Annotated in this window: 18 protein-coding genes; 8 read left to right on the plus strand and 10 right to left on the minus strand. The window is 66.7% G+C overall.

Annotated elements, in window-relative coordinates:
• Window positions 1–51: 51 nt before the first annotated feature.
• From NSQ78_RS15460 to prmB, 4 genes are all read right to left on the minus strand, one after another.
• Complete coding sequence (locus NSQ78_RS15460; RefSeq protein WP_057493228.1) at window positions 52–1,080, minus strand: aspartate-semialdehyde dehydrogenase; 1,029 nt, start codon at window positions 1,078–1,080, stop codon at window positions 52–54.
• A 90-nt stretch (window positions 1,081–1,170) separates the two neighbouring features.
• Window positions 1,171–2,208 (minus strand): D-glycerate dehydrogenase, encoded by a 1,038-nt coding sequence (locus tag NSQ78_RS15465; protein WP_064238939.1) that lies wholly within the window; start codon window positions 2,206–2,208, stop codon window positions 1,171–1,173.
• Window positions 2,201–3,304, minus strand: a complete 1,104-nt coding sequence (aroC, locus tag NSQ78_RS15470) for a chorismate synthase (RefSeq protein WP_057493230.1) — start codon at window positions 3,302–3,304, stop codon at window positions 2,201–2,203. Before aroC ends, NSQ78_RS15465 begins: the two co-directional genes overlap by 8 nt.
• Window positions 3,301–4,230 (minus strand): 50S ribosomal protein L3 N(5)-glutamine methyltransferase, encoded by a 930-nt coding sequence (prmB, locus tag NSQ78_RS15475; protein ID WP_049470635.1) that lies wholly within the window; start codon window positions 4,228–4,230, stop codon window positions 3,301–3,303. Before prmB ends, aroC begins: the two co-directional genes overlap by 4 nt.
• 122 nt (window positions 4,231–4,352) lie before the next feature.
• Here prmB and NSQ78_RS15480 point away from each other — a divergent pair, with 122 nt between their 5' ends.
• Together NSQ78_RS15480 and asd are read left to right on the plus strand one after the other, a co-directional pair.
• Window positions 4,353–5,003 carry an SCO family protein gene (locus tag NSQ78_RS15480; protein WP_149901963.1) on the plus strand — a complete coding sequence of 217 codons (651 nt, stop codon included), beginning with the start codon at window positions 4,353–4,355 and terminating at the stop codon, window positions 5,001–5,003.
• A complete protein-coding gene (gene asd, locus NSQ78_RS15485) occupies window positions 5,000–5,842 on the plus strand; it encodes an archaetidylserine decarboxylase (protein ID WP_064238940.1) in 843 nt (280 codons plus the stop codon). The genes NSQ78_RS15480 and asd overlap by 4 nt, the downstream gene beginning before the upstream one ends.
• Window positions 5,843–5,933: 91 nt before the next feature.
• On the opposite strand, the gene NSQ78_RS15490 is transcribed toward asd, so the two are convergent.
• Both NSQ78_RS15490 and NSQ78_RS15495 read right to left on the minus strand, forming a co-directional pair.
• Window positions 5,934–6,281, minus strand: a complete 348-nt coding sequence (locus NSQ78_RS15490) for a ribonuclease E inhibitor RraB (protein WP_064238941.1) — start codon at window positions 6,279–6,281, stop codon at window positions 5,934–5,936.
• Window positions 6,282–6,304: 23 nt separating this feature from the next.
• Window positions 6,305–7,915: a transglycosylase SLT domain-containing protein gene (locus NSQ78_RS15495; RefSeq protein ID WP_049470625.1), complete on the minus strand. Its 1,611-nt coding sequence runs from the start codon at window positions 7,913–7,915 to the stop codon at window positions 6,305–6,307.
• A 122-nt stretch (window positions 7,916–8,037) separates the two neighbouring features.
• On the opposite strand from NSQ78_RS15495, the gene NSQ78_RS15500 reads away from it, so the two are divergent.
• Together NSQ78_RS15500 and greB are read left to right on the plus strand one after the other, a co-directional pair.
• On the plus strand, window positions 8,038–9,543 hold the full coding sequence (locus tag NSQ78_RS15500) for a helicase HerA-like domain-containing protein (protein WP_064238942.1): 1,506 nt from the start codon (window positions 8,038–8,040) through the stop codon (window positions 9,541–9,543).
• Window positions 9,544–9,631: 88 nt separating this feature from the next.
• The gene (gene greB / locus NSQ78_RS15505) at window positions 9,632–10,138 is read left to right on the plus strand and encodes a transcription elongation factor GreB (protein ID WP_064238943.1); all 507 of its coding nucleotides are present in this window, start codon (window positions 9,632–9,634) and stop codon (window positions 10,136–10,138) included.
• Between the two features lie 157 nt (window positions 10,139–10,295).
• On the opposite strand, the gene NSQ78_RS15510 is transcribed toward greB, so the two are convergent.
• Together NSQ78_RS15510 and rimO are read right to left on the minus strand one after the other, a co-directional pair.
• Window positions 10,296–11,132 (minus strand): DUF3025 domain-containing protein, encoded by an 837-nt coding sequence (locus NSQ78_RS15510; RefSeq protein ID WP_064238944.1) that lies wholly within the window; start codon window positions 11,130–11,132, stop codon window positions 10,296–10,298.
• Window positions 11,129–12,490, minus strand: coding sequence for a 30S ribosomal protein S12 methylthiotransferase RimO (rimO, locus tag NSQ78_RS15515; RefSeq protein ID WP_049470615.1), 1,362 nt, complete (start codon window positions 12,488–12,490; stop codon window positions 11,129–11,131). The genes NSQ78_RS15510 and rimO overlap by 4 nt, the downstream gene beginning before the upstream one ends.
• 204 nt (window positions 12,491–12,694) lie before the next feature.
• Between rimO and NSQ78_RS15520 the strand changes: the two genes are divergently transcribed.
• Genes NSQ78_RS15520 through NSQ78_RS15530 form a run of 3 tightly spaced genes read left to right on the plus strand, consistent with a single transcriptional unit; the run spans window position 12,695 to window position 13,968 of the window.
• Entirely contained in the window at window positions 12,695–13,366 is a 672-nt protein-coding gene (locus tag NSQ78_RS15520; RefSeq protein ID WP_053460970.1) for a dienelactone hydrolase family protein, read from the plus strand.
• Window positions 13,363–13,785, plus strand: a complete 423-nt coding sequence (locus tag NSQ78_RS15525; RefSeq protein WP_014037994.1) for an HIT family protein — start codon at window positions 13,363–13,365, stop codon at window positions 13,783–13,785. Before NSQ78_RS15520 ends, NSQ78_RS15525 begins: the two co-directional genes overlap by 4 nt.
• 15 nt (window positions 13,786–13,800) lie before the next feature.
• Entirely contained in the window at window positions 13,801–13,968 is a 168-nt protein-coding gene (locus NSQ78_RS15530) for a DUF5668 domain-containing protein (protein ID WP_005418011.1), read from the plus strand.
• A 68-nt stretch (window positions 13,969–14,036) separates the two neighbouring features.
• On the opposite strand, the gene dcd is transcribed toward NSQ78_RS15530, so the two are convergent.
• Both dcd and apbC read right to left on the minus strand, forming a co-directional pair.
• Window positions 14,037–14,609: a dCTP deaminase gene (dcd, locus tag NSQ78_RS15535; RefSeq protein ID WP_014037995.1), complete on the minus strand. Its 573-nt coding sequence runs from the start codon at window positions 14,607–14,609 to the stop codon at window positions 14,037–14,039.
• 77 nt (window positions 14,610–14,686) lie between these two features.
• Entirely contained in the window at window positions 14,687–15,541 is an 855-nt protein-coding gene (apbC, locus tag NSQ78_RS15540; RefSeq protein WP_049470685.1) for an iron-sulfur cluster carrier protein ApbC, read from the minus strand.
• A gap of 214 nt (window positions 15,542–15,755) precedes the next feature.
• Here apbC and NSQ78_RS15545 point away from each other — a divergent pair, with 214 nt between their 5' ends.
• Window positions 15,756–18,545 carry a TonB-dependent receptor gene (locus tag NSQ78_RS15545; RefSeq protein ID WP_049470610.1) on the plus strand — a complete coding sequence of 930 codons (2,790 nt, stop codon included), beginning with the start codon at window positions 15,756–15,758 and terminating at the stop codon, window positions 18,543–18,545.
• Window positions 18,546–18,851 lie beyond the last annotated feature (306 nt).

Consider the following 18,851-nt stretch of genomic DNA (forward strand, 5'->3'; position numbering starts at 1 on the left):
CACGGCAATGCCGGCCAGCGGCCGGCACTACCGGTGAGGCAACCGCTGTGATCAACGCTGTTCGGCGGCGACCAGTTCGGCCAGCTGCACCGCGTTCAGGGCAGCGCCCTTGCGCACGTTGTCCGACACGATCCAGAGGTTGAGGCCGCGCGGGTGCGACAGGTCCTCGCGGATGCGGCCGACGTACACCGCGTCGGTGCCCGAGGCATGGGTGACCGGGGTCGGGTAGCCACCGGCCTCGTGGCGATCCACCACTTCGACGCCCGGCGACTGCTCCAGCAGCGCGCGCGCTTCGGCCACGGTGACCTTGTCGCGGGTCTCGATCGCCACCGACTCGGAGTGGCCGTAGAACACCGGCACGCGCACTGCGGTCGGGTTCACCAGGATGCTGTCATCGCCGAGGATCTTGCGGGTCTCCCAGATCAGCTTCATTTCTTCCTTGGTGAAGCCGTTGTCCTGGAAGTCATCGATGTGCGGGATCAGGTTGAAGGCGATCTGCACCGGGAAGCGCTGCGGATCGATCTCCTGGAAGCTCAGCAGCTGGCCGGTCTGCTTGCCCAGTTCCTCGGTGGCCGAACGACCACCGCCGGACACCGACTGGTAGGTGGAGACGTTGATGCGCTCGATGCCGTACTTGCGGTGCAGCGGCGCCAGCGCCACCAGCATCTGCATGGTCGAGCAGTTCGGATTGGCGATGATGCCGCGCGGACGGTTGGCGACCTGCTCCGGATTGACCTCGGACACCACCAGCGGCACGTCATCGTCGTAACGGAAGGCCGAGGAGTTGTCGATCACCACCGCGCCGGCGGCGGCGAACTTCGGTGCGTATTCCTTGGACACGCTGCCACCGGCCGAGAACAGCGCGATCTCGACGCCGGTCGGATCGAAGGTAGCCAGGTCCTGGACCTTGACCTTCTGGCCGTTGAACTCGATCTCGCCGCCGGCCGAACGCTCGGAGGCCAGGACGCTCAGGGTACCGACCGGGAAATCACGCTCGGCCAGGATCGACAACATGGTCTCGCCAACGGCGCCGGTGGCACCGACGACGGCGACGTGGAAACTGCGCTGTGCATTGCTCATGGGGGAACTCTCACGAAAACGGGAATGGGGAAAAACACGCACGACAGCTGGGTTCGGGGAACCTCCTCAAGCGGGGCGCGCGGAGGTTCCCTATCGTTTCCCGGTTTTTTTGCCCAGCGTCACGCGCGCGGCCATCGCCGCGTCAGCGTTGATCGCGCTCGGCATCCGCGACGGGCCGCCGTCCAGGCCGAGCCCGGCAAGCAGATTATCCACGGCCAGCTGTACCATCGCCGTGCGCGTGGCCAGCGAGGCACTGCCGATGTGCGGGGTCAGCACCACGTTGCGCAGCGCCAGCAGTTCCGGGCGCACCTTCGGCTCGCCCTCGTACACGTCCAGGCCAGCGGCAGCCAGGCGTCCGTTGGCCAGCGCGTCGGCCAGCGCGATCTCATCGACCAGGCCACCGCGGGCGATGTTCACCAGCGTTGCCGACGGCTTCATCTTCGCCAGCGCGGCGGCATCGATCAGGTGGTGCGAGGCCGGGGTATACGGCAGCACCAGCAGCAGGTGGTCGGACTGTGCCAGCAGCGTGTCCAGGTCCACATAGGTCGCGCCCACTTCCGCTTCGGTCGCCGCCGGCAGCTGCGAACGATTGTGGTACAGCACCTTCATGCCGAAACCGTGCGCGCCGCGGCGGGCGATGCCCTGGCCGATGCGGCCCATGCCAAGGATGCCCAGCGTGCTGCCGTGGATATCGGCACCGAGCATGGTCTGGAACGACCACTGCTGCCACTGGCCGTCGCGCAGCCAGCGCTCGGATTCAGTGATGCGGCGCGCGGTGGCCATCAGCAGCGCGAAGCCGAGATCGGCGGTGGTTTCGGTCAGGACGTCCGGCGTGTTGCTGGCCAGGATGCCGGCCGCGCTGAGCGCGTCGACATCCAGGTTGTTGTAGCCGACGCCGACATTGGCGATCACCTGCAACTGCGCGGCGTCGGCCACCTGGGCCGCACCGATGCGCTCGTTGAGGGTGATGATCGCGCCGTCGGCGCGGGCCAGCTGTCCGGCGATCTGGTCCGGCGACCAGGCGGTGACGGTGTCGGTGACGCGCAGCTGCACGCGATCGCGCAGCGGCGCGATGGCCGCGTCGATCAGCGGCTGGCTCACCCACACGGTCGGCCGCGTGTCAGCCATCGATCTGCCCGGGAATGCGCGGGGTGATCGTGCCGACATCGCCGCATTGCGCGCGGTGGCGCAATGCCTGGTCCATCAGCACCATCGCCACCATGGCCTCGGCGATCGGGGTGGCGCGGATGCCGACGCAGGGGTCGTGGCGGCCGGTGGTGACCACCTCGACCACGTTGCCAGACGTATCCAGCGACGGGCCCGGCAGGCGCAGGCTGGAGGTCGGCTTCAACGCGATTGAGGCGACCACTGGCTGGCCGGTGGAGATGCCACCGAGGATGCCGCCGGCATGGTTGCTGGCGAAGCCCTGCGGGGTCAGCAGGTCGCGGTGTTCGGTGCCCTTCTGCGCGGCGCTGGCGAAACCGTCGCCGATCTCCACGCCCTTCACCGCGTTGATGCTCATCAGCGCGGCAGCCAGCTCACCGTCAAGCTTGCCGTAGATGGGTTCACCCCAGCCCGGCGGCACATTGTCGGCCACCACGTCCACGCGCGCACCGACCGAATCACCGGACTTGCGCAGCGCATCCATGTACGCCTCCAGCGCGGGCACCTGTTCGGCGTGCGGCCAGAAGAACGGATTGTCTTCCACGGCCGACCAGTCGAAACCGGCCGGGGTGATGTCGCCCAGCTGTGACAGGTAGCCACGCACGATGACGCCGAAGCGCTCGGCCAGCCACTTCTTGGCGATCACGCCGGCGGCCACGCGCATGGTGGTCTCGCGCGCCGAGGAACGGCCACCACCGCGCGGGTCGCGGATGCCGTACTTGTGCCAGTAGCTGTAGTCGGCATGGCCCGGGCGGAACTGCTGGCCGATGCTGGCGTAATCCTTGCTGCGCTGGTCGGTGTTGCGGATCAGCAGCGCGATCGGGGTGCCGGTGGTCAGGCCCTCGTACACGCCCGACAGGATCTCGACCTCGTCGGCCTCGCGCCGCGCCGAGGTGTGCCGGCTCTTGCCGGTGGCGCGGCGCTGCAGGTCGTGGGCGAATTCGGCCGCGTCCAGCGCCAGCCCCGGCGGGCAGCCATCGACCACGCAGCCGATGGCCGGCCCGTGCGACTCGCCGAACGTGGTGACGGTGAACAGCTTGCCGAACGAATTGGAGCTCACGGGCGCTGCGCCGCCAGTTCGGTGATGCGTGCGCTGTGGGCGATCAGCTCGCGGCATTCGACCGCGAAGATGCCCATCTGGCCGACCTTGAATTCGATCCAGGCGAAATCGACTTCCGGCAGCAGCTTGACCAGATGCTGTTCGGATTCGCCCACTTCGCAGATCAGCAGGCCGTCTTCGCTCAGGTGCAGCGGCGCGTCACGCAGGATCTTCAGCACCAGGTCCAGGCCATCGTCGCCGGCACGCAGGCCCATTTCCGGCTCGTAGGAGTACTCCTGCGGCAGGGCATCGGTCTCGTCGTTGGTGACGTACGGCGGATTGGTGACGATCAGGTCGTAGTGGCGGCCGGTCAGGCCGTTGAACAGGTCCGACTTGATCAGGGTGACGTTGTGCGCCTGCAGGCGCTCCTTGTTTTCTTCGGCCAGCGACAGTGCATCGTCGCTCAGGTCGACGCCGTCCACTTCCCAGTTCGGGTAGTAGTGGCCCATGGCGATGGCGATGCAGCCCGAACCGGTGCACAGGTCCAGCGCACGGCTGACATCGCGGCCGGCCAGCCACGGCTCGAAGCCGCATTCGATCAGTTCGGCGATCGGCGAGCGCGGTACCAGGGCGCGCTTGTCGCTCTTGAAGCTCAATCCTGCAAACCAGGCCTCACCGGTCAGGTAGGCGGCCGGGATGCGTTCATCGATGCGGCGCTGGAACAGCTCCAGCACGCGCAGCTTTTCGGCCTGCAGCAGGCGCGCCTGGCCGTAGGCCGGGCCCAGATCGTGCGGCAGGTGCAGGCTGTGCAGCACCAGCTGGGTCGCCTCGTCCAGCGCGTTGTCATAGCTGTGCCCGAAGGTCAGCCCGGCTTCGTTGAAACGGCTGGTGCCGTAGCGGATCAGATCGATGATCGTGTGGAGTTCGGCGGCCGTTTCAGCGGTCATGGCGGTACTGCGGGCAAAGTGGCCCCCGATTATAGGGGCTGGCGCCGGCGGCGGCATCCGTTGCGGCGGAAACGATCCGGCCTCACCCGGTATGATGGAGCCCATTTCGCGCGGGAGCCCCCATGTTCAATCGCAACGCCGGCATCATCCTGCTGATCGCCCTGGCGGCGGGGCTGGGCCTGCTGGCCGCCCAACAGGTGTTCGCGCCGAAGCCGCCGGCCAACGCCCCGGCCACCGAAGCCATCACCCTGTACCCCACGCCGCGTGAGCTGCCCGACTTCAACCTGGCCCAGTCCGACGGCACCCGCCTGATCCCGGGCGAGCTGAAGGGCCACTGGACTCTGGTGTTCCTCGGCTTCACCTTCTGCCCCGACGTCTGCCCGACCACGCTGGCCGAGCTGGCCGGCGCGCAGAACCAGTGGGAAGCCCTGCCCGACAGCCTGCGCCCGCGCGTGCTGTTCATCTCGGTCGACCCGGACCGCGACAGCGCCACCCGCCTCGGCGAATACGTGCACGGCTTCCACAAGGACACCCTGGCCGCCACTGCTGACATCCCCTCGCTGGAGCGCTTCGCCACCTCGCTGGGCTTCGTGTTCCAGAAGGTGCCGGGCAAGCATTTCGACGAGAACCCCGAGGATTACACCGTCGAGCATTCGGCCAGCCTGGCCGTGCTCGACCCGCAGGGCCGCCTTGCCGGCCTGGTACGCCCCCCGTTCAACGCGCCGGCGATCGCCCGCGACCTGCAGAAGCTGACCGAGAAAACCGCCCCATGAGCCTCACCACCGCCCTGACGTACGCCCTGCCCCACCGACTGCTGTCTTCGATGGCGCGTTCGCTGGCGTACTCGGACGATCCGCGCGTGTCGCGCTGGCTGATCGACACGGTCACCCGCAAGTTCAACGTGAACCTGGACGAAGCGGCCAACCCGGACCCGCGCAGCTATGCGACCTTCAACCAGTTCTTCACCCGCGCGTTGAAGCCGGGCGCCCGCGTGGCCGACGCCGATCCGCGCAGCCTGGTGATGCCGGCCGACGGCAGGATCAGCCAGCTCGGCAGGATCGAGGCCGGCCGCATCTTCCAGGCCAAGGGCCAGTCGTTCACTGCCGCCGAACTGCTGGGCAGCGCCGAGGATGCCAAGCCTTACAACGATGGCCTGTACGCCACCGTGTACCTGTCCCCGCGCGACTACCACCGGGTGCACATGCCGTGGACCGGCATCCTGCGCGAGACCGTGCACGTGCCGGGGCGCCTGTTCAGCGTCGGCCCGGCGGCGGTCAACGGCGTGCCTCGCCTGTTCGCACGCAACGAGCGCCTGGTCTGCCATTTCGACACCAGCTTCGGGCCGATGGCCAGTGTGATGGTGGGTGCGCTGCTGGTGTCCGGCGTGGAAACCGTCTGGAGCGGCGAGGAGATTCCGCACTACGGCGATCGCATCACCCGCAAGGACTACCGCGGCCAGGGCATCCGGCTGGAGCGTTTCGCCGAGATGGCGCGCTTCAACTACGGCTCGACCGTGATCGTGCTGCTGCCGCCGGGCGTGGCCGAGTTCGCCCCTCACCTGGACGCCGAAAGCCCGGTGCAGCTGGGCCAGGCGCTGGCGAAGCTGCGCTGAGGCTTCGGGAGTGCCGGCCGCTGGCCGGCATCCCCGTTGATCCAACGCGGCGGGCATTGCCGGCCAGCGGCCGGCACTACCGGTGCGCGCGTTACTGCAGGGCCGGGGCCGGGCCGACGTCCATGCCGTCGTAGTCCTCCACGCCCTTTTCCTTGGCCAGCGCTGCGAATTCCTGGTTGCGGCGATCCAGCGACGCTTCGTCGTTGATCTCCACGCGCTCCACGTGCAGCACGTGGAACGGCGCGTCACCCTCTTCCGGCTCCTGCTCGAACAGTTCCACGAAGGTGTAGCCCTGCGCCTGCAGGTGCCCGGCCAGTGCCTGCAACGGCTCAGCGGTGGAGTGCACGAAGAAGTACCCCCACAGCAACGGGCCGTTGATGTCCCAGTCGGTGTTTTCGCGGAGATTGGCGAACAGGTTGCGGGTGTCTTCGAGATCCATGTGGGTTCCAGGGGTCGGGGGGATTACTTGTCGCAGCCCTGCAGCTTCAGCGTCTGGCCATGGCGCAGGCTGTAGGCCGGGGCCTTCAGGCCGTTGGCGCGGGCCAGCGTCGGCACGTCGCACTGGAACTTCGCCGCGATGGCACCCAGGGTTTCACCGCGGCCCACCTTATGGCTGCGCACCGGCTTTGGCCGCGCAGCCGGTGCCGGGCGTGGCGTCGACACCGGCGCCACCGGCGCGGTCGGCACGCTGGTGGAGGCCGCCGCATCGGCCACCGGCACCACGCCCCCCACCGCCACGCTGCCGGTGTAGCTGGCAGCCGTCGGGCGCTTGATCGCAGCATTCAGATCGGCGGTGATCAGGGTGCGGGCCAGGTCGGCACGCGGGCCACTGATGCAGTTGCGCTGGTACAGGCCAGCGATGCGGGTGGTGGCGTTGATCAGGGTGCCGGCCGGGATCCAGCCATCGGCTTCATAGCGCGGGTTGAGGTTGCGCAGCGCGCGCATGTAGCCGTCGCGGGTGCCGTGGCTGCCCAGGCAGATGGTCAATTCGTAGATGGTGGTGGACTTGGCCAGGCGCAGCGTGGCCGGCTGCGCGCTGATCTTCGGGAACTCCACGCCATACTGCTGCGGGTGCAGGAAGATCCAGGCCGCGGCAATCACCATCGGCACATAGTCCTTGGTTTCGCCCGGGAACTGGTTGTAGACGCTGTCGGTCCAGAAGCTCTGGCCGGCGCTCTGCTTGAACACGCGTGCGGCACGGCCTTCACCACCGTTGTAGGCGGCCACCGACATTTCCACGTTGTTGTTCAGTTCGCGCAGGCGTTCGTTGAGGTAGCTGGCGCTGGCTTCGGCGGCACTGCGTGCATCGAAGCGGGTGTCGAACCCGGTGCCGTCCGGGCCGAGGCCGAAGCGGCGGCCGGTGGCCGGCATGAACTGCATCAGGCCGGCGGCGCCGGCGCGCGAGGACGCATGCACGCGGCCGTTGGATTCCTTGGCCATGATGCCGAACAGCAGTGCTTCGGGCAGGCCGCGCTTTTCCCACTCCGGCCACATCACCGCGCGCAGGTTCTGGTAGTTCTCGTAGCTGGTCAGCAGCGCCGGGCGCATGTCGGTCAGCCAGCGGCGGATGCCGGCCTGCACCGCCGGGTTGTATTCGACCATGCTGTCGAAGGCGTGCCGCTTGTCGTTCAGCAGCGCGGCAGCGCGCGCGGCCTCGGGCACGTCCGCGGTGAGCGGGCCGATGTGGTCAGGGTCGGCTTCCAGGCGGTCACCGCCCTCGTCGGCCACCTCATCGCTGGCGGCCGCATCGGCGTCGTGCTTGAGCAGGCGCTTGTAGCTGGCCAGCAGGGTGCCCATCTGGCAGCCCTTCTGCTTCACGCAGTCGTTGAGGACATCTTCCATGTCCTCCAGCGCGGCATCGGCCTCGTTGCTGCCCTTGGGATCGGCGTTGGAGACCAGCAGCAGGGCGTCGCTGTAGCGCTTCTCGGCGGCGGTCATGCGCTGCTGCAGCGCATCCACCTTCACCTTGTCCCGGGCCGAAACCCGCTGTGCGTGGGCGTCGGGCGCCAGGGAAACCAGGCCGGCCAGGGCCAGCAGCGGCCAACCGCGGGAAATCAGGACAGGAACGGGCATTGATGGCACTGTGTGCGAAACAGGCAGGCAGAGTAGCGGCGCCGCCAAGGTCCGGGCAAGCCGACCTTCGGACCGTCACTGCCGGCGGTTAACATTGGGCTATTCATCACAAGGGCTGGACCATGGATCCGATTCTGCTCGGCAAAGGCATTACCGACGATATTGCCGTCACCCTGCTGCCGAAACTCGGCAACCGCCACGGCCTGGTGGCCGGCGCCACCGGCACCGGCAAGACGGTGACCCTGATGACGCTGGCCGAGGGGTTTTCGCGACTGGGCGTGCCGGTGGTCCTGGCCGATGTGAAGGGTGATGTGTCCGGCCTGGCGGTGCCCGGCAGCGGCGCCGAGAACCTGCTGCAGCGTGCCGCCGAGATCGGCGTGGCCGACTACGCGCCAGCCGCCAGCCCCGCCATCTTCTGGGACTTGTACGGCAAGCTCGGCCATCCGGTGCGCACCACGGTCAGCGAGATGGGCCCGACTCTGCTGGCGCGCATCCTCGAATTGAACGACACCCAGGCCGGCGTGCTCGATATCGTGTTCAAGCTGGCCGACGACCGCGGCCTGCTGCTGCTGGACATGGACGACCTGCGCGCCCTGCTCGGCCTGGTCGCCGAGAAGCGCAAGGACATCTCCACCGAGTACGGCCTGGTCAGCGCGCAGTCGATCGCCGCGATCCAGCGTTCGGTGCTGCGCCTGGCGCAGGACGGTGGCGAGCATTTCTTCGGCGAACCGGCGCTGGAGCTGGCCGACATCATGCGGGTCAACCACGACGGCCGCGGCGTGATCGGCATCCTCGCCGCCGACCAGCTGGTACTCAAGCCCAAGCTGTACTCCACCTTCCTGCTGTGGCTGCTGTCGGAGCTGTTCGAGCAGCTGCCGGAAGTGGGCGACCTGGACAAGCCGAAGCTGGTCTTCATCTTCGATGAGGCGCACCTGCTGTTCGATGATGCACCGCCGTCGCTGGTGCAGCGCATCGAGCAGGTGGTGCGGCTGATCCGTTCCAAGGGCGTGGGCGTGTACTTCTGCTCGCAGTTCCCCGACGACGTCCCGGGCAACATCCTTGGCCAGCTCGGCAACCGCGTGCAGCACGCGCTGCGTGCGTTCACCCCGCGTGACCAGAAGGCGGTGAAGACCGCGGCCGAGACGTTCGTGCCGAACCCGAAGCTTGACGTGGCCAAGGTGCTGAGCCAGCTCGGCACCGGTGAGGCACTGGTCTCCACGCTGCAGGACAAGGGCATCCCGATGCCGGTGCAGCAGACCCTGATCGCGCCGCCGCGCTGCAGGATGGGCCCGATCACCGAGGCCGAGCGCGCCCAGGTGCGTGCCGGCAGCCCGGTCGGCAGCCGCTACGACACTGCGGTCAACCGCGAATCGGCCGCCGAGCTGCTGGCCCAGCGCGCGCAGAAGAGCGTCGAGCAGGCCCAGGCGCCGGCCGCGCGCAGCCGCGAGCAGGACGACGCACAGGAAGGCGGGTTCGGCCAGGCGATCAAGGACGCGATCTTCGGCACCAAGCGCCGCCAGGGCATGATCGAAACCATGGCCAAACAGACCACGCGCACCGTCGGTACCAAGCTGGGCAACCAGATCGTGCGCGGCATCCTCGGCGGCATCTTCGGCGGCAAGCGCTGATCTGCCACGGCCGGGGTCAGAGCCCTTTCCGCTGGAAAGGGTTCTGATCCCGCTCCCCGTTCGTCATCCAGAAAAGAAGTCGTATTGCATGTCGCGTTGGCGCCCCCCCGCAGAAAAGAGCACCGCCCTGATCACCGCCTCCGGGCATGCGCGGCTGAAGGCCGAACTGGACGAGCTGTGGCGCGTGCGCCGTCCGGAGGTGGTGAAAGCACTCGCCGCCGCTGCCGCAGAAGGCGACCGTTCCGAGAACGCCGAGTACACCTACCGCAAGAAGCAACTGGGCGAGATCGACCGCCGCGTGCGCTACCTGACCAAGCGGCTGGAATCGCTGCGCGTGGTCGACACCACGCCGACCGACCCGTTGGCGGTGTTCTTCGGCGCATGGGTGGAACTGGAGAACGTGGACAGCGGCGACACCAGCCGCTACCGCATTGTCGGGCCGGATGAGACCGATGCGGGCCTGGGCTGGATCAGCATCGATTCCCCCCTGGCGCGTGCGCTGCTGAAGAAGCGGCTGGATGATGAGTTCTCGGTGGAGCTGCCCGGCGGGCAGTTCACCTTTGCAGTGATCGGGGTGGAGTACGCGCCGTTGTAGAGTCGACTGTCGGTCGACTAGCGCGCGAAGCGCGGCACAGACCTCCGCAGCCGGACGGCAAACGCACCGCGATCCTCATCGCCGCTGATGACTCGCCGGAGCCATCTGTCAGGCGTCCACGGCCTCGGAACGAAGCGCAGTCGACTGACAGTCGACTCTAGATGGCCCCGTGCAATGGTGGCGGGTACGTGCGCCCTGCACGCAGCGGGCGGAAGTAGTCGGCATCGCGATAGAAGGCGGAATCCTGCACGTCGTGCCAACCCGGGATTCCAGCCAACGGCAGCGGACGCAGCTGCAAGGGATCGGTCACTGCCCTGCCCTCGGCGATGGCCGCGGTCACCGCGTCAACACAGGCCGCATCGGCATCGCTTTGCACCACCACGCACTTGCCCACCAGCAACCGCCCCGGCAGCAGTGCCTGCTCCATCAGCGCATGCCCGAACACCGCCACGATGGCGATGTCGCCGCTGTGCCAGCGCATCGGCTCGAACACTGCAGGCCAGTCATGCCCATCCCATGCGCGCAGCATCGTGCCATCGCGCACACGCACGATCACGCCGGTCTCGTCGAACTGGGTCAGGGCGGCCTGCGCACGGTTGCGCTGGCCGGGTGGCATGGCCTCGATATGCCGGCACTGCTGCACGTTGAGCGCACGTTTCAGCTGCGGGTAGGCGGCCCACACCAGCGCATTGAACAGGTCGTGCCAGTTGTCGGCGCGGGTGGCGATGCGCCCCCGCGCGATGCGGGTTTCGTAGTGCAGCCCATCGGCCAGCAGCGCGGCATCCTGTTCGACCAGGCGCTTGCCCGGCACGGCCAGGCGTGCATCCAGCGCCGCGACGGGTGGCCATGCAGTGGCGTCCAGCAGGTCACGGAAGCCCTGCAAGCCGGCGAACAGCGGATGCTCGAAACGCCGCGCAGCCACCGCCGCACGTGGCGGCGGGACGAAGCGCCGTGAACCGCCGCCGTCACCGGTGGCGGTCGGCGCAAGGGTCACAGCACCTTGAGGTCGAATGCCGGGCGGGTAGCGGCGGGCAGCGCGTCACCGTACAGGTCGTGTTCGTCGCTCTCGGTGATTTCCACGTCGACGAATTCGCCCACGCGCAGCGGCACCTGGTCGGCGTTCTGGATGTGCACCAGGCCATCGATCTCCGGCGCATCGGCCCTGGAACGGGCCACGGCGATATCGCCTTCGATGGCGTCGACCAGGCACTGCTGCACGGTGCCGATCCTGGCCTCCAGGCGTGCGGCGGAGATCTGCGCCTGCTTCTCCATGAAGCGGGCCAGACGCTCCTGCTTCACTTCCTCCGGCACCGCATCGGGCAGATCGTTGGCGGTGGCCCCCTCGACCGGCGAATAGGCGAACGCGCCGACGCGATCCAGCTGCGCTGCGTCGAGGAACGACAGCAGTTCTTCGAACTCGGCCTCGGTCTCGCCCGGGAAGCCGACGATGAAGGTCGAACGCACGGTGATGTCCGGCGCGATACGGCGCCAGTTCTGCACGCGCTCCAGGGTCTTCTCGACCGCGCCGGGGCGCTTCATCAGGCGCAGGATGCGCGGGCTGGCATGCTGGAACGGGATGTCCAGGTACGGCAGGATCCGGTTCTCGGCCATCAGCGGCACGATCTCGTCCACGTGCGGGTACGGGTAGACGTAGTGCATGCGCACCCATGCATCGAGTTCGGACAGGCCTTCGCACAGCGCCTTCAGGCGGGTCTGGTAGGCCTTGTTGCGCCACATCTTCTCGGCGTACTTCACGTCCACGCCGTAGGCCGAGGTGTCCTGCGACACCACCAGCAGCTCGCGCACCCCGCCACGCACCAGGCGCTCGGCTTCACGCAGGACCTCATCCACCGGGCGCGAGACCAGCTTGCCGCGCATCGACGGAATGATGCAGAAGCTGCACGTGTGGTTGCAGCCTTCGGAAATCTTCAGGTAGGCATAGTGGCGCGGGGTCAGCTTGATGCCGTAGTCGGGCACCAGGTCCACGAACGGATCGTGCTTGGGCGGCAGTGCTTCATGCACCGCCTCCATCACGCTCTGGTAATCCTGCGGGCCGGACACCGCCAGCACGTTGGGGTACGCCTCGCGGATCTGCTCCGGGCGCTTGCCCAGGCAACCGGTGACGATGACCTTGCCGTTCTGGTTCATCGCCTCGCCAATGGCATCCAGCGACTCGGTCACCGCCGAATCGATGAAGCCGCAGGTGTTGACCACCACCACGTCGGCCGAGTCGTAGGACGGGACGATGTCGTAACCTTCCGAGCGCAGCTGGGTGAGGATGCGCTCGGAATCGACGAGGGCCTTCGGGCAGCCAAGGCTGACGAAGCCGACTTTGGGGTTCAGCTGGGACATGGAATCGCGGGACTCTGGGGGCCTGGGCCCCTGCCGGCGTGGCAGGGGTTCCTGGGGGCCGGGGCCTGAAAGGGCGCCAGTATACCGGGGTTGGCGGCCATGCTCTGAACGGCCAGCCGCCCGATCACGCACAGCCGCTGACATCGTGCTAACCGGCACAGCACTGACAATGCAGCTCTGTTCCCAGCAACGAGGAAGATGACGATGGCCGAGTGGATCACCCTGGATACGCATCACGGACCGGTACGGGCCTGGCAGGCCCTGCCGGACGGCACCGCGCGTGGCGGCCTGGTGGTGGTGCAGGAAATCTTCGGCGCCAATCCGCACATCCGCAGCGTGGCCGAGCGCTTCGCGGCCGAAGGCTATGCGGTGCTGGCGCCTGCGTTCTTCGACCTGCTGGACGGCACCGACGCCGATCCGGACGCCCTGCCCTACGACGCCGAGGGCGTGAAGCAGGGCCTGGAGCGGGTCGGCGCACTGGGCATGGAGCGGGCGCTGGAAGTGGTCCGGGCCGCCGCAACCCGGCTGGCCCCTCATGGCAAGGTCGGCACGGTCGGCTACTGCTGGGGCGGCACGGTGGCGTTGCTGTCGGCACTGCGCCTGGGGTTGCCGTCGGTCAGCTATTACGGTGGGCGCAACGTGCAGTTCCTCGACGAAGCGCCCAAGGCCCCGGTGATCTTCCACTTCGGTGCGCAGGACCGCAGCATCCCGCCGGAAGCGGTCCAGGCCCACCGTGAGAAACTGCCGCAGATGGCCACCTACGTCTATCCGGCCGACCACGCCTTCAACCGGGAGGTCGGACATGCGTATGATCCAGACAGCGCCGCCCTGGCGCTGCAACGCACCCTGGACTTCTTCTCGGAGCATCTTGGATGAGCGAATTCGAACTCGATTCACGCCTGGCCACCGATAGCGTACTGGTGGCGGAAGGACCGTTGTCGCAAGTGCGGCTGATGAACGACGAACGATTCCCCTGGCTGGTGCTGGTACCGCGCCTGGCCGGGGTGACCGAGTGGATCGAGCTGGATGGCGAGCAGCAGGACAAGCTGCGCACCGAGCTCAACCGCGCCTGCAAGGCCCTGAAAGGCTCCGACGGCGTGGAAAAGATCAACATCGGGGCGCTGGGCAACATCGTGCGCCAGCTGCACTTCCATGTGATCGGCCGCCATGACGGCGATCCGGCGTGGCCGGGCCCGGTCTGGGGCAGCGGCCCGGCGCATCGCTACGAGCCGGCGGCGCTGGACCAGCATGTCGCCTACTGGAAGGAACGGCTAGGATATCCGGCCCAGTCCTGAGCGTTTGCCGACCCGATGCGATTCAACCTCGTTGCCGCCGTCCTGCTGATCCTGATCGGCCTGTTCATGCTCGCCAGCAACCTCGGCTGGACGCACCTGAACCTGTCCAAGCTGCTGCTGACCTGGTGGCCGGTGGCACTGGTGGGCGTCGGCATCGCGATGCTGTTCGGTCGCGGCAAATAAGTAAAGGCGGCGCAAGCGCCGCCCTCTGCCCTGCCAGGAAGCCGAGCATGGCTCGGCTCCATAACCGATCAGGTCCGCGGCAGGGTCACGCCGGTCTGGCCCTGGTACTTGCCGCCACGATCGCGGTACGAGGTCTCGCAGACGTCATCGGCGGCCGCCTGGAAGAACAGCATCTGCGCCACGCCTTCATTGGCATAGATGCGCGCCGGCAGCGGCGTGGTGTTGCTGAATTCCAGGGTGACGTGGCCTTCCCATTCCGGTTCCAGCGGGGTCACGTTGACGATGATGCCGCAGCGCGCGTAGGTGCTTTTGCCCAGGCACACCACCAGGGTGTCGCGCGGGATGCGGAAGTACTCCACCGTGCGCGCCAGCGCGAAGCTGTTCGGCGGGATGATGCACTCGTCGGCGGTGATGTCGACGAAGCTGCCCGAGTCGAAATGCTTGGGGTCGACAATCGTCGAGTTGATGTTGGTGAACACCTTGAACTCGCGCGAGCAGCGCACGTCGTAGCCATAGCTGGACGTGCCATAGCTGACGATGCGCTGGCCGTTGGCCTGCTTGACCTGCCCGGCCTCGAACGGCTCGATCATGCCGTGCTGCTCGGACATGCGGCGGATCCAACGGTCACTCTTGATGCTCATGCTTTGTCCTGGGGTACGAGGGGGCGCGAGGATTCTAGCAGGGGCCCGGCCTCGGCCGGCGGCCCCTGCCCCGGCGCTTACAGCAGCGACGACAGGATCGGGATCGAGGCCCGCGGACGCTTGCCGACCTCCTCGATCAGGCGCTGCGCGGCGTGGCGGTAGGCCTGGGCCGGCGCCGAATCCGGCTGGGCCACCGTGATCGGGGTGCCTGCGTCGCCCTGTTCGCGGATGCCGATCTGCAGCGGCAGCGACCCCAGCAGCGGCACGCCGTACTGCGCGGCCATGCGCTCGCCACCGCCTTCGCCGAACAGGTGCTCGATGTGCCCGCAGTTGCTGCAGGTGTGCACGGCCATGTTCTCGACGATGCCCAGCACCGGCACCTCGACCTTCTCGAACATCTTCAGCGCCTTCCTGGCGTCCAGCGTGGCGATGTCCTGCGGCGTGGTGACGATCACCGCTCCGGCCAGCGGAATCTTCTGGGTCAGGGTCAGCTGGATGTCACCGGTGCCCGGCGGCAGGTCGATCAGCAGGAAATCCAGGTCATCCCACAGGGTGTCATTGAACAGCTGGGTCATCGCCGAGGTGGCCATTGGCCCACGCCAGATCATCGGCGTGTCCTCTTCGATCAGGTAGCCGATCGACATGGTGTCCACGCCGAACGCGCGCAGCGGCTCGATGCTCTTGTTGTCCGGGCTTTCCGGGCGACCGGACAGGCCCAGCATGGCCGGCACGCTGGGGCCGTAGATGTCTGCGTCGAGCACGCCCACGCGCGCGCCAAGCTGCTGCAGCGCCACGGCCAGGTTCACCGCGGTGGTGGACTTGCCGACGCCGCCCTTGCCCGAACCGACCGCGATGACATTGCGGATGCGGGCATGCGGCGTAAGTCCCTTCTGGACCTGGCTGGCATGGGGACGGCGGGGGGAACTGTTCACAACGAGCACCGGCAGGGTCAAGGGGATAACCCAACATCATACAAGCTGGACGCAACCTGACTGAAATTCAGGATTGCGACGGATTCGTGCACAGATTGTTAAGTTCATGTTACGTTCGATGAGCACTGTTTTTGAGCTGCGGAGCCCGCTGTTCCGGCCCGCGCGATGGCGCATGCGCAGTGCCGTTTTTGTTTTTGCTCTCCATTGGAACTTCATGAAACACGTCAGCAATACCGCACGTCGCAACACGCTCGCCGTCGCCCTGATTTCCGCTCTGATGGCCGCCGCCCCGGCAATGGCCCAGGACAAGGCGACCAACCTGGACAAGATCACCGTCACCGGCTCGCTGATCCCGCAGACGCAGATCGAAACCCAGACCCCGGTGATGTCCATCACCGCCGAAGACATCCAGACCCGCGGCTTCAGCAGTGTTGCTGAAGTGCTGCAGCAGTCGTCGCTGACCACGGGCGGCCTGCAGGGTGGCCAGACCTCGGGTGCGTTCACCCAGGGCGCCGAAGCGGCCGGCATGTTCGGCCTGAACCCGGGCTACACCAAGTACCTGATCAACGGCCGCCCGATGCTTTCGTATCCGGCGCTGTACAACGGCAGCGAGTCGTTCAACAACATCAGCGGCATTCCGATCGACATCGTCGAGCGCATCGAGGTCCTGCCGGGCGGCCAGTCGTCGCTGTACGGCTCGGACGCGATCGCCGGCGTGGTCAACATCATCCTGAAGGAACGCATGGACGGCGGCACGATGTCGATCCGTGGCGGCACCTACACCGAAGGTGGTGGCAGCAACATCCGCTTCAGCGCCGCCAAGGGCTTCAACGCATTCGACGACCGCTTCCACGCGCTGGTCAACGTGCAGATCGAAAACGGCAGCCCGATCTGGGGCTACCAGCGTGACATCACCAAGCAGAACAACCCGGTCGGCTACACCGCGCAGCTGCCGTCGAACGACTTTGCCGTCATCGGCAACGCCGACAACAAGCTGTACATGATGGACCCGACCCGCTGCGGCAACGTCGCAGGCCTGTACGACGGCACCACCACCGTCGGCAAGCGTGCATCGGGCGAATCGTGCGGCTCGGTGTACAGCGCCGGCTACAAGACCCTGAAGAACGGCAAGAACAGCGGCCAGTTCTACTCGTCGATGACCTTCGACGTGAACGACAACTTCCAGCTGTTCGCCGATGTGCTGTACAGCAAGGAGAAGACCGAGTTCACCTCCGGCTCCAGCGCCCTGTGGTGGGGCACCAAGTCGGTGATGGGCGGCTTCTACGACCAGGGCCTGGGCAAGGTCGTGAACCTGCAGCGCGCCTTCGCGCCGGAAGAAATCGGCCCGGGCCACTACAACAACATCCTGAACTCCGATGAGAGCCGTTCCTACCAGGTCACCCTGGGCGGCAAGGGCATGGTCGGCGATTGGGACTACAGCGCCAGCTTCACCCGCGGCGAATACCGCCTGGACCAGAACCGCTTCGCACGCTGGAAGGACAAGATCGAAGGCTTCTTCGGCGACACCGTGCTGGGCCCGCGCCTGGGCACCACCGCTGATGGCTTCGGCATCTACAACCCGGACTACACCGCGTTCTACTCGCCGATCACCCCGGACCAGTTCGCCAGCTTCACCGGCTATGGCACCCATCGCAGCAAGACCTGGCAGAACCTGGGTCGCGTGCAGGTGACCAACGGTTCGCTGTTCTCCCTGCCGGGCGGCGACGCCGGCCTGGCCGTGGTGCTGGAAGGCGGCAGCGAAGGTTGGGACTACTCGCCCGACCAGGCCTTCGTCGATGGCAACGCCTGGGGCGCCACCGCCGTGGCCGGTGCCGGCCACCGCAGCAACTACGCGGTGACCAGCGAACTGCGCATGCCGGTGTTCGAATCGCTGACCATCAGCGCCTCGGGCCGCTACGACGCCTTCAAGATCGCCGACAAGACCGTCGACAAGGCCACCTACAGCATCGGCCTGGAATACCGCCCGGTTGAAAGCCTGCTGCTGCGCGGCAAGTACGGCACCGCATTCCGCGCGCCGACCCTGTCCGATGCCTTCCAGGGCATGAGCGGCTCGTTCGCCTCCGGCCAGAACGACTACTACCGCTGCAGCCAGATGGGTTACGCGCTGCGTGACGAAGCCTGCTCGTTCTACAAGACCACCTCGGTGTACAGCGAAAAGTCCGGCAACCCGGACCTGAAGCCGATCACCGCCGACGTGTGGAGCGCGGGCGTGGTGTGGGCCCCGGTGAGCAACTTCTCGCTGTCGGTCGACTACTACAACTGGAAGATCAAGAACGAGGTCAAGACGCTGAGCACCGACCAGCTGCTGCTGGCCGAGTACCAGTGCCGCAACGGCCTGCCGAACAACACCTCGGCCAGCTGCCAGAACGTGACCGACTGGGTGTCCCGCGACGCCGGTGGCAACCTGACCCGCGTGTACACCCCGAAGCTCAACGTGGCCAGCCAGAACCTGGAAGCGGTGACCGTCGGTGCCAAGTACCAGCAGGACCTGGGCCGCTTCGGTTCGCTGATGTTCTCGGGCAACTACACCAACATGCTGAAGCGTGAAGTGGTGCCGCTGCCGGGCGCGCAGAAGCTGGATCTGCTGAGCGATCCGTACAACATGTGGTACTACGACAACTTCGCCAAGGTGCGCGGCGATGTGTCGGTGGGCTGGGCCATCTCCAAGTTCACCACCACCGTGTACGCCAACTACGTCGGCAGCACCCCGAACTACCTGGCCTACACCGGCCGCAGCTATGACTACGTCCACGCCTCCGGCGCCAAGGCCGGCAAGTGGGGCTCGTACACCACCTACAACATGAGCCTGAACTACCAGGCGCAGGACGATCTGACCCTGTCGCTGATGGTCAACAACGTGTTCAACAAGCTGCCGGAAGGCCAGCGCTACAACTACCCGGGCAACGAATCGACCCCGTTCAACGACGGCTTCTACAGCGTCTACGGCCGTCAGATCTCGGCCCAGGTCAAGTACGACTTCTGATCCCGTCGTATTCCGGACTGCGTGTCTGGACCAGGCCCCGCTTCGGCGGGGCCTTTTTTTTTGGCCGGTCGCGCGCGATGCAGCGGAGCACCGCCCGTCGCCGACCACCCCAGCCTGAATGCATGGCTAATGCACCTCCCGGAGCGCCGGGGACGGACCTCACCGTCCCATATGAGAAAAAAACATAAGAAATCAATGACATGGCAAAAGGCTGATACTCAACCCGGGTTTGCCGAATCCGCCATTATGACGAGAGCATGAATGGTTGACAGGCCAAGTTAAGTCTGTGTTAACGTTGGATCGTCG

The organism is Stenotrophomonas sp. FSL W7-1447 (assembly GCF_037966425.1).
GTDB classification, from domain to species: Bacteria; Pseudomonadota; Gammaproteobacteria; order Xanthomonadales; family Xanthomonadaceae; genus Stenotrophomonas; species Stenotrophomonas pavanii.

Bases quoted from the DNA above. Each gene is read 5' to 3' on its own strand.
- NSQ78_RS15460 (WP_057493228.1), bottom strand. From the start codon at position 1,080: ATGAGCAATGCACAGCGCAGTTTCCACGTCGCCGTCGTCGGTGCCACC.
- NSQ78_RS15465 (WP_064238939.1), bottom strand. From the start codon at position 2,208: ATGGCTGACACGCGGCCGACCGTGTGGGTGAGCCAGCCGCTGATCGAC.
- prmB (WP_049470635.1), bottom strand. From the start codon at position 4,230: ATGACCGCTGAAACGGCCGCCGAACTCCACACGATCATCGATCTGATC.
- NSQ78_RS15480 (WP_149901963.1), top strand. From the start codon at position 4,353: ATGTTCAATCGCAACGCCGGCATCATCCTGCTGATCGCCCTGGCGGCG.
- asd (WP_064238940.1), top strand. From the start codon at position 5,000: ATGAGCCTCACCACCGCCCTGACGTACGCCCTGCCCCACCGACTGCTG.
- NSQ78_RS15490 (WP_064238941.1), bottom strand. From the start codon at position 6,281: ATGGATCTCGAAGACACCCGCAACCTGTTCGCCAATCTCCGCGAAAAC.
- NSQ78_RS15495 (WP_049470625.1), bottom strand. From the start codon at position 7,915: ATGCCCGTTCCTGTCCTGATTTCCCGCGGTTGGCCGCTGCTGGCCCTG.
- NSQ78_RS15500 (WP_064238942.1), top strand. From the start codon at position 8,038: ATGGATCCGATTCTGCTCGGCAAAGGCATTACCGACGATATTGCCGTC.
- greB (WP_064238943.1), top strand. From the start codon at position 9,632: ATGTCGCGTTGGCGCCCCCCCGCAGAAAAGAGCACCGCCCTGATCACC.
- rimO (WP_049470615.1), bottom strand. From the start codon at position 12,490: ATGTCCCAGCTGAACCCCAAAGTCGGCTTCGTCAGCCTTGGCTGCCCG.
- NSQ78_RS15520 (WP_053460970.1), top strand. From the start codon at position 12,695: ATGGCCGAGTGGATCACCCTGGATACGCATCACGGACCGGTACGGGCC.
- NSQ78_RS15525 (WP_014037994.1), top strand. From the start codon at position 13,363: ATGAGCGAATTCGAACTCGATTCACGCCTGGCCACCGATAGCGTACTG.
- NSQ78_RS15530 (WP_005418011.1), top strand. From the start codon at position 13,801: ATGCGATTCAACCTCGTTGCCGCCGTCCTGCTGATCCTGATCGGCCTG.
- dcd (WP_014037995.1), bottom strand. From the start codon at position 14,609: ATGAGCATCAAGAGTGACCGTTGGATCCGCCGCATGTCCGAGCAGCAC.
- NSQ78_RS15545 (WP_049470610.1), top strand. From the start codon at position 15,756: ATGAAACACGTCAGCAATACCGCACGTCGCAACACGCTCGCCGTCGCC.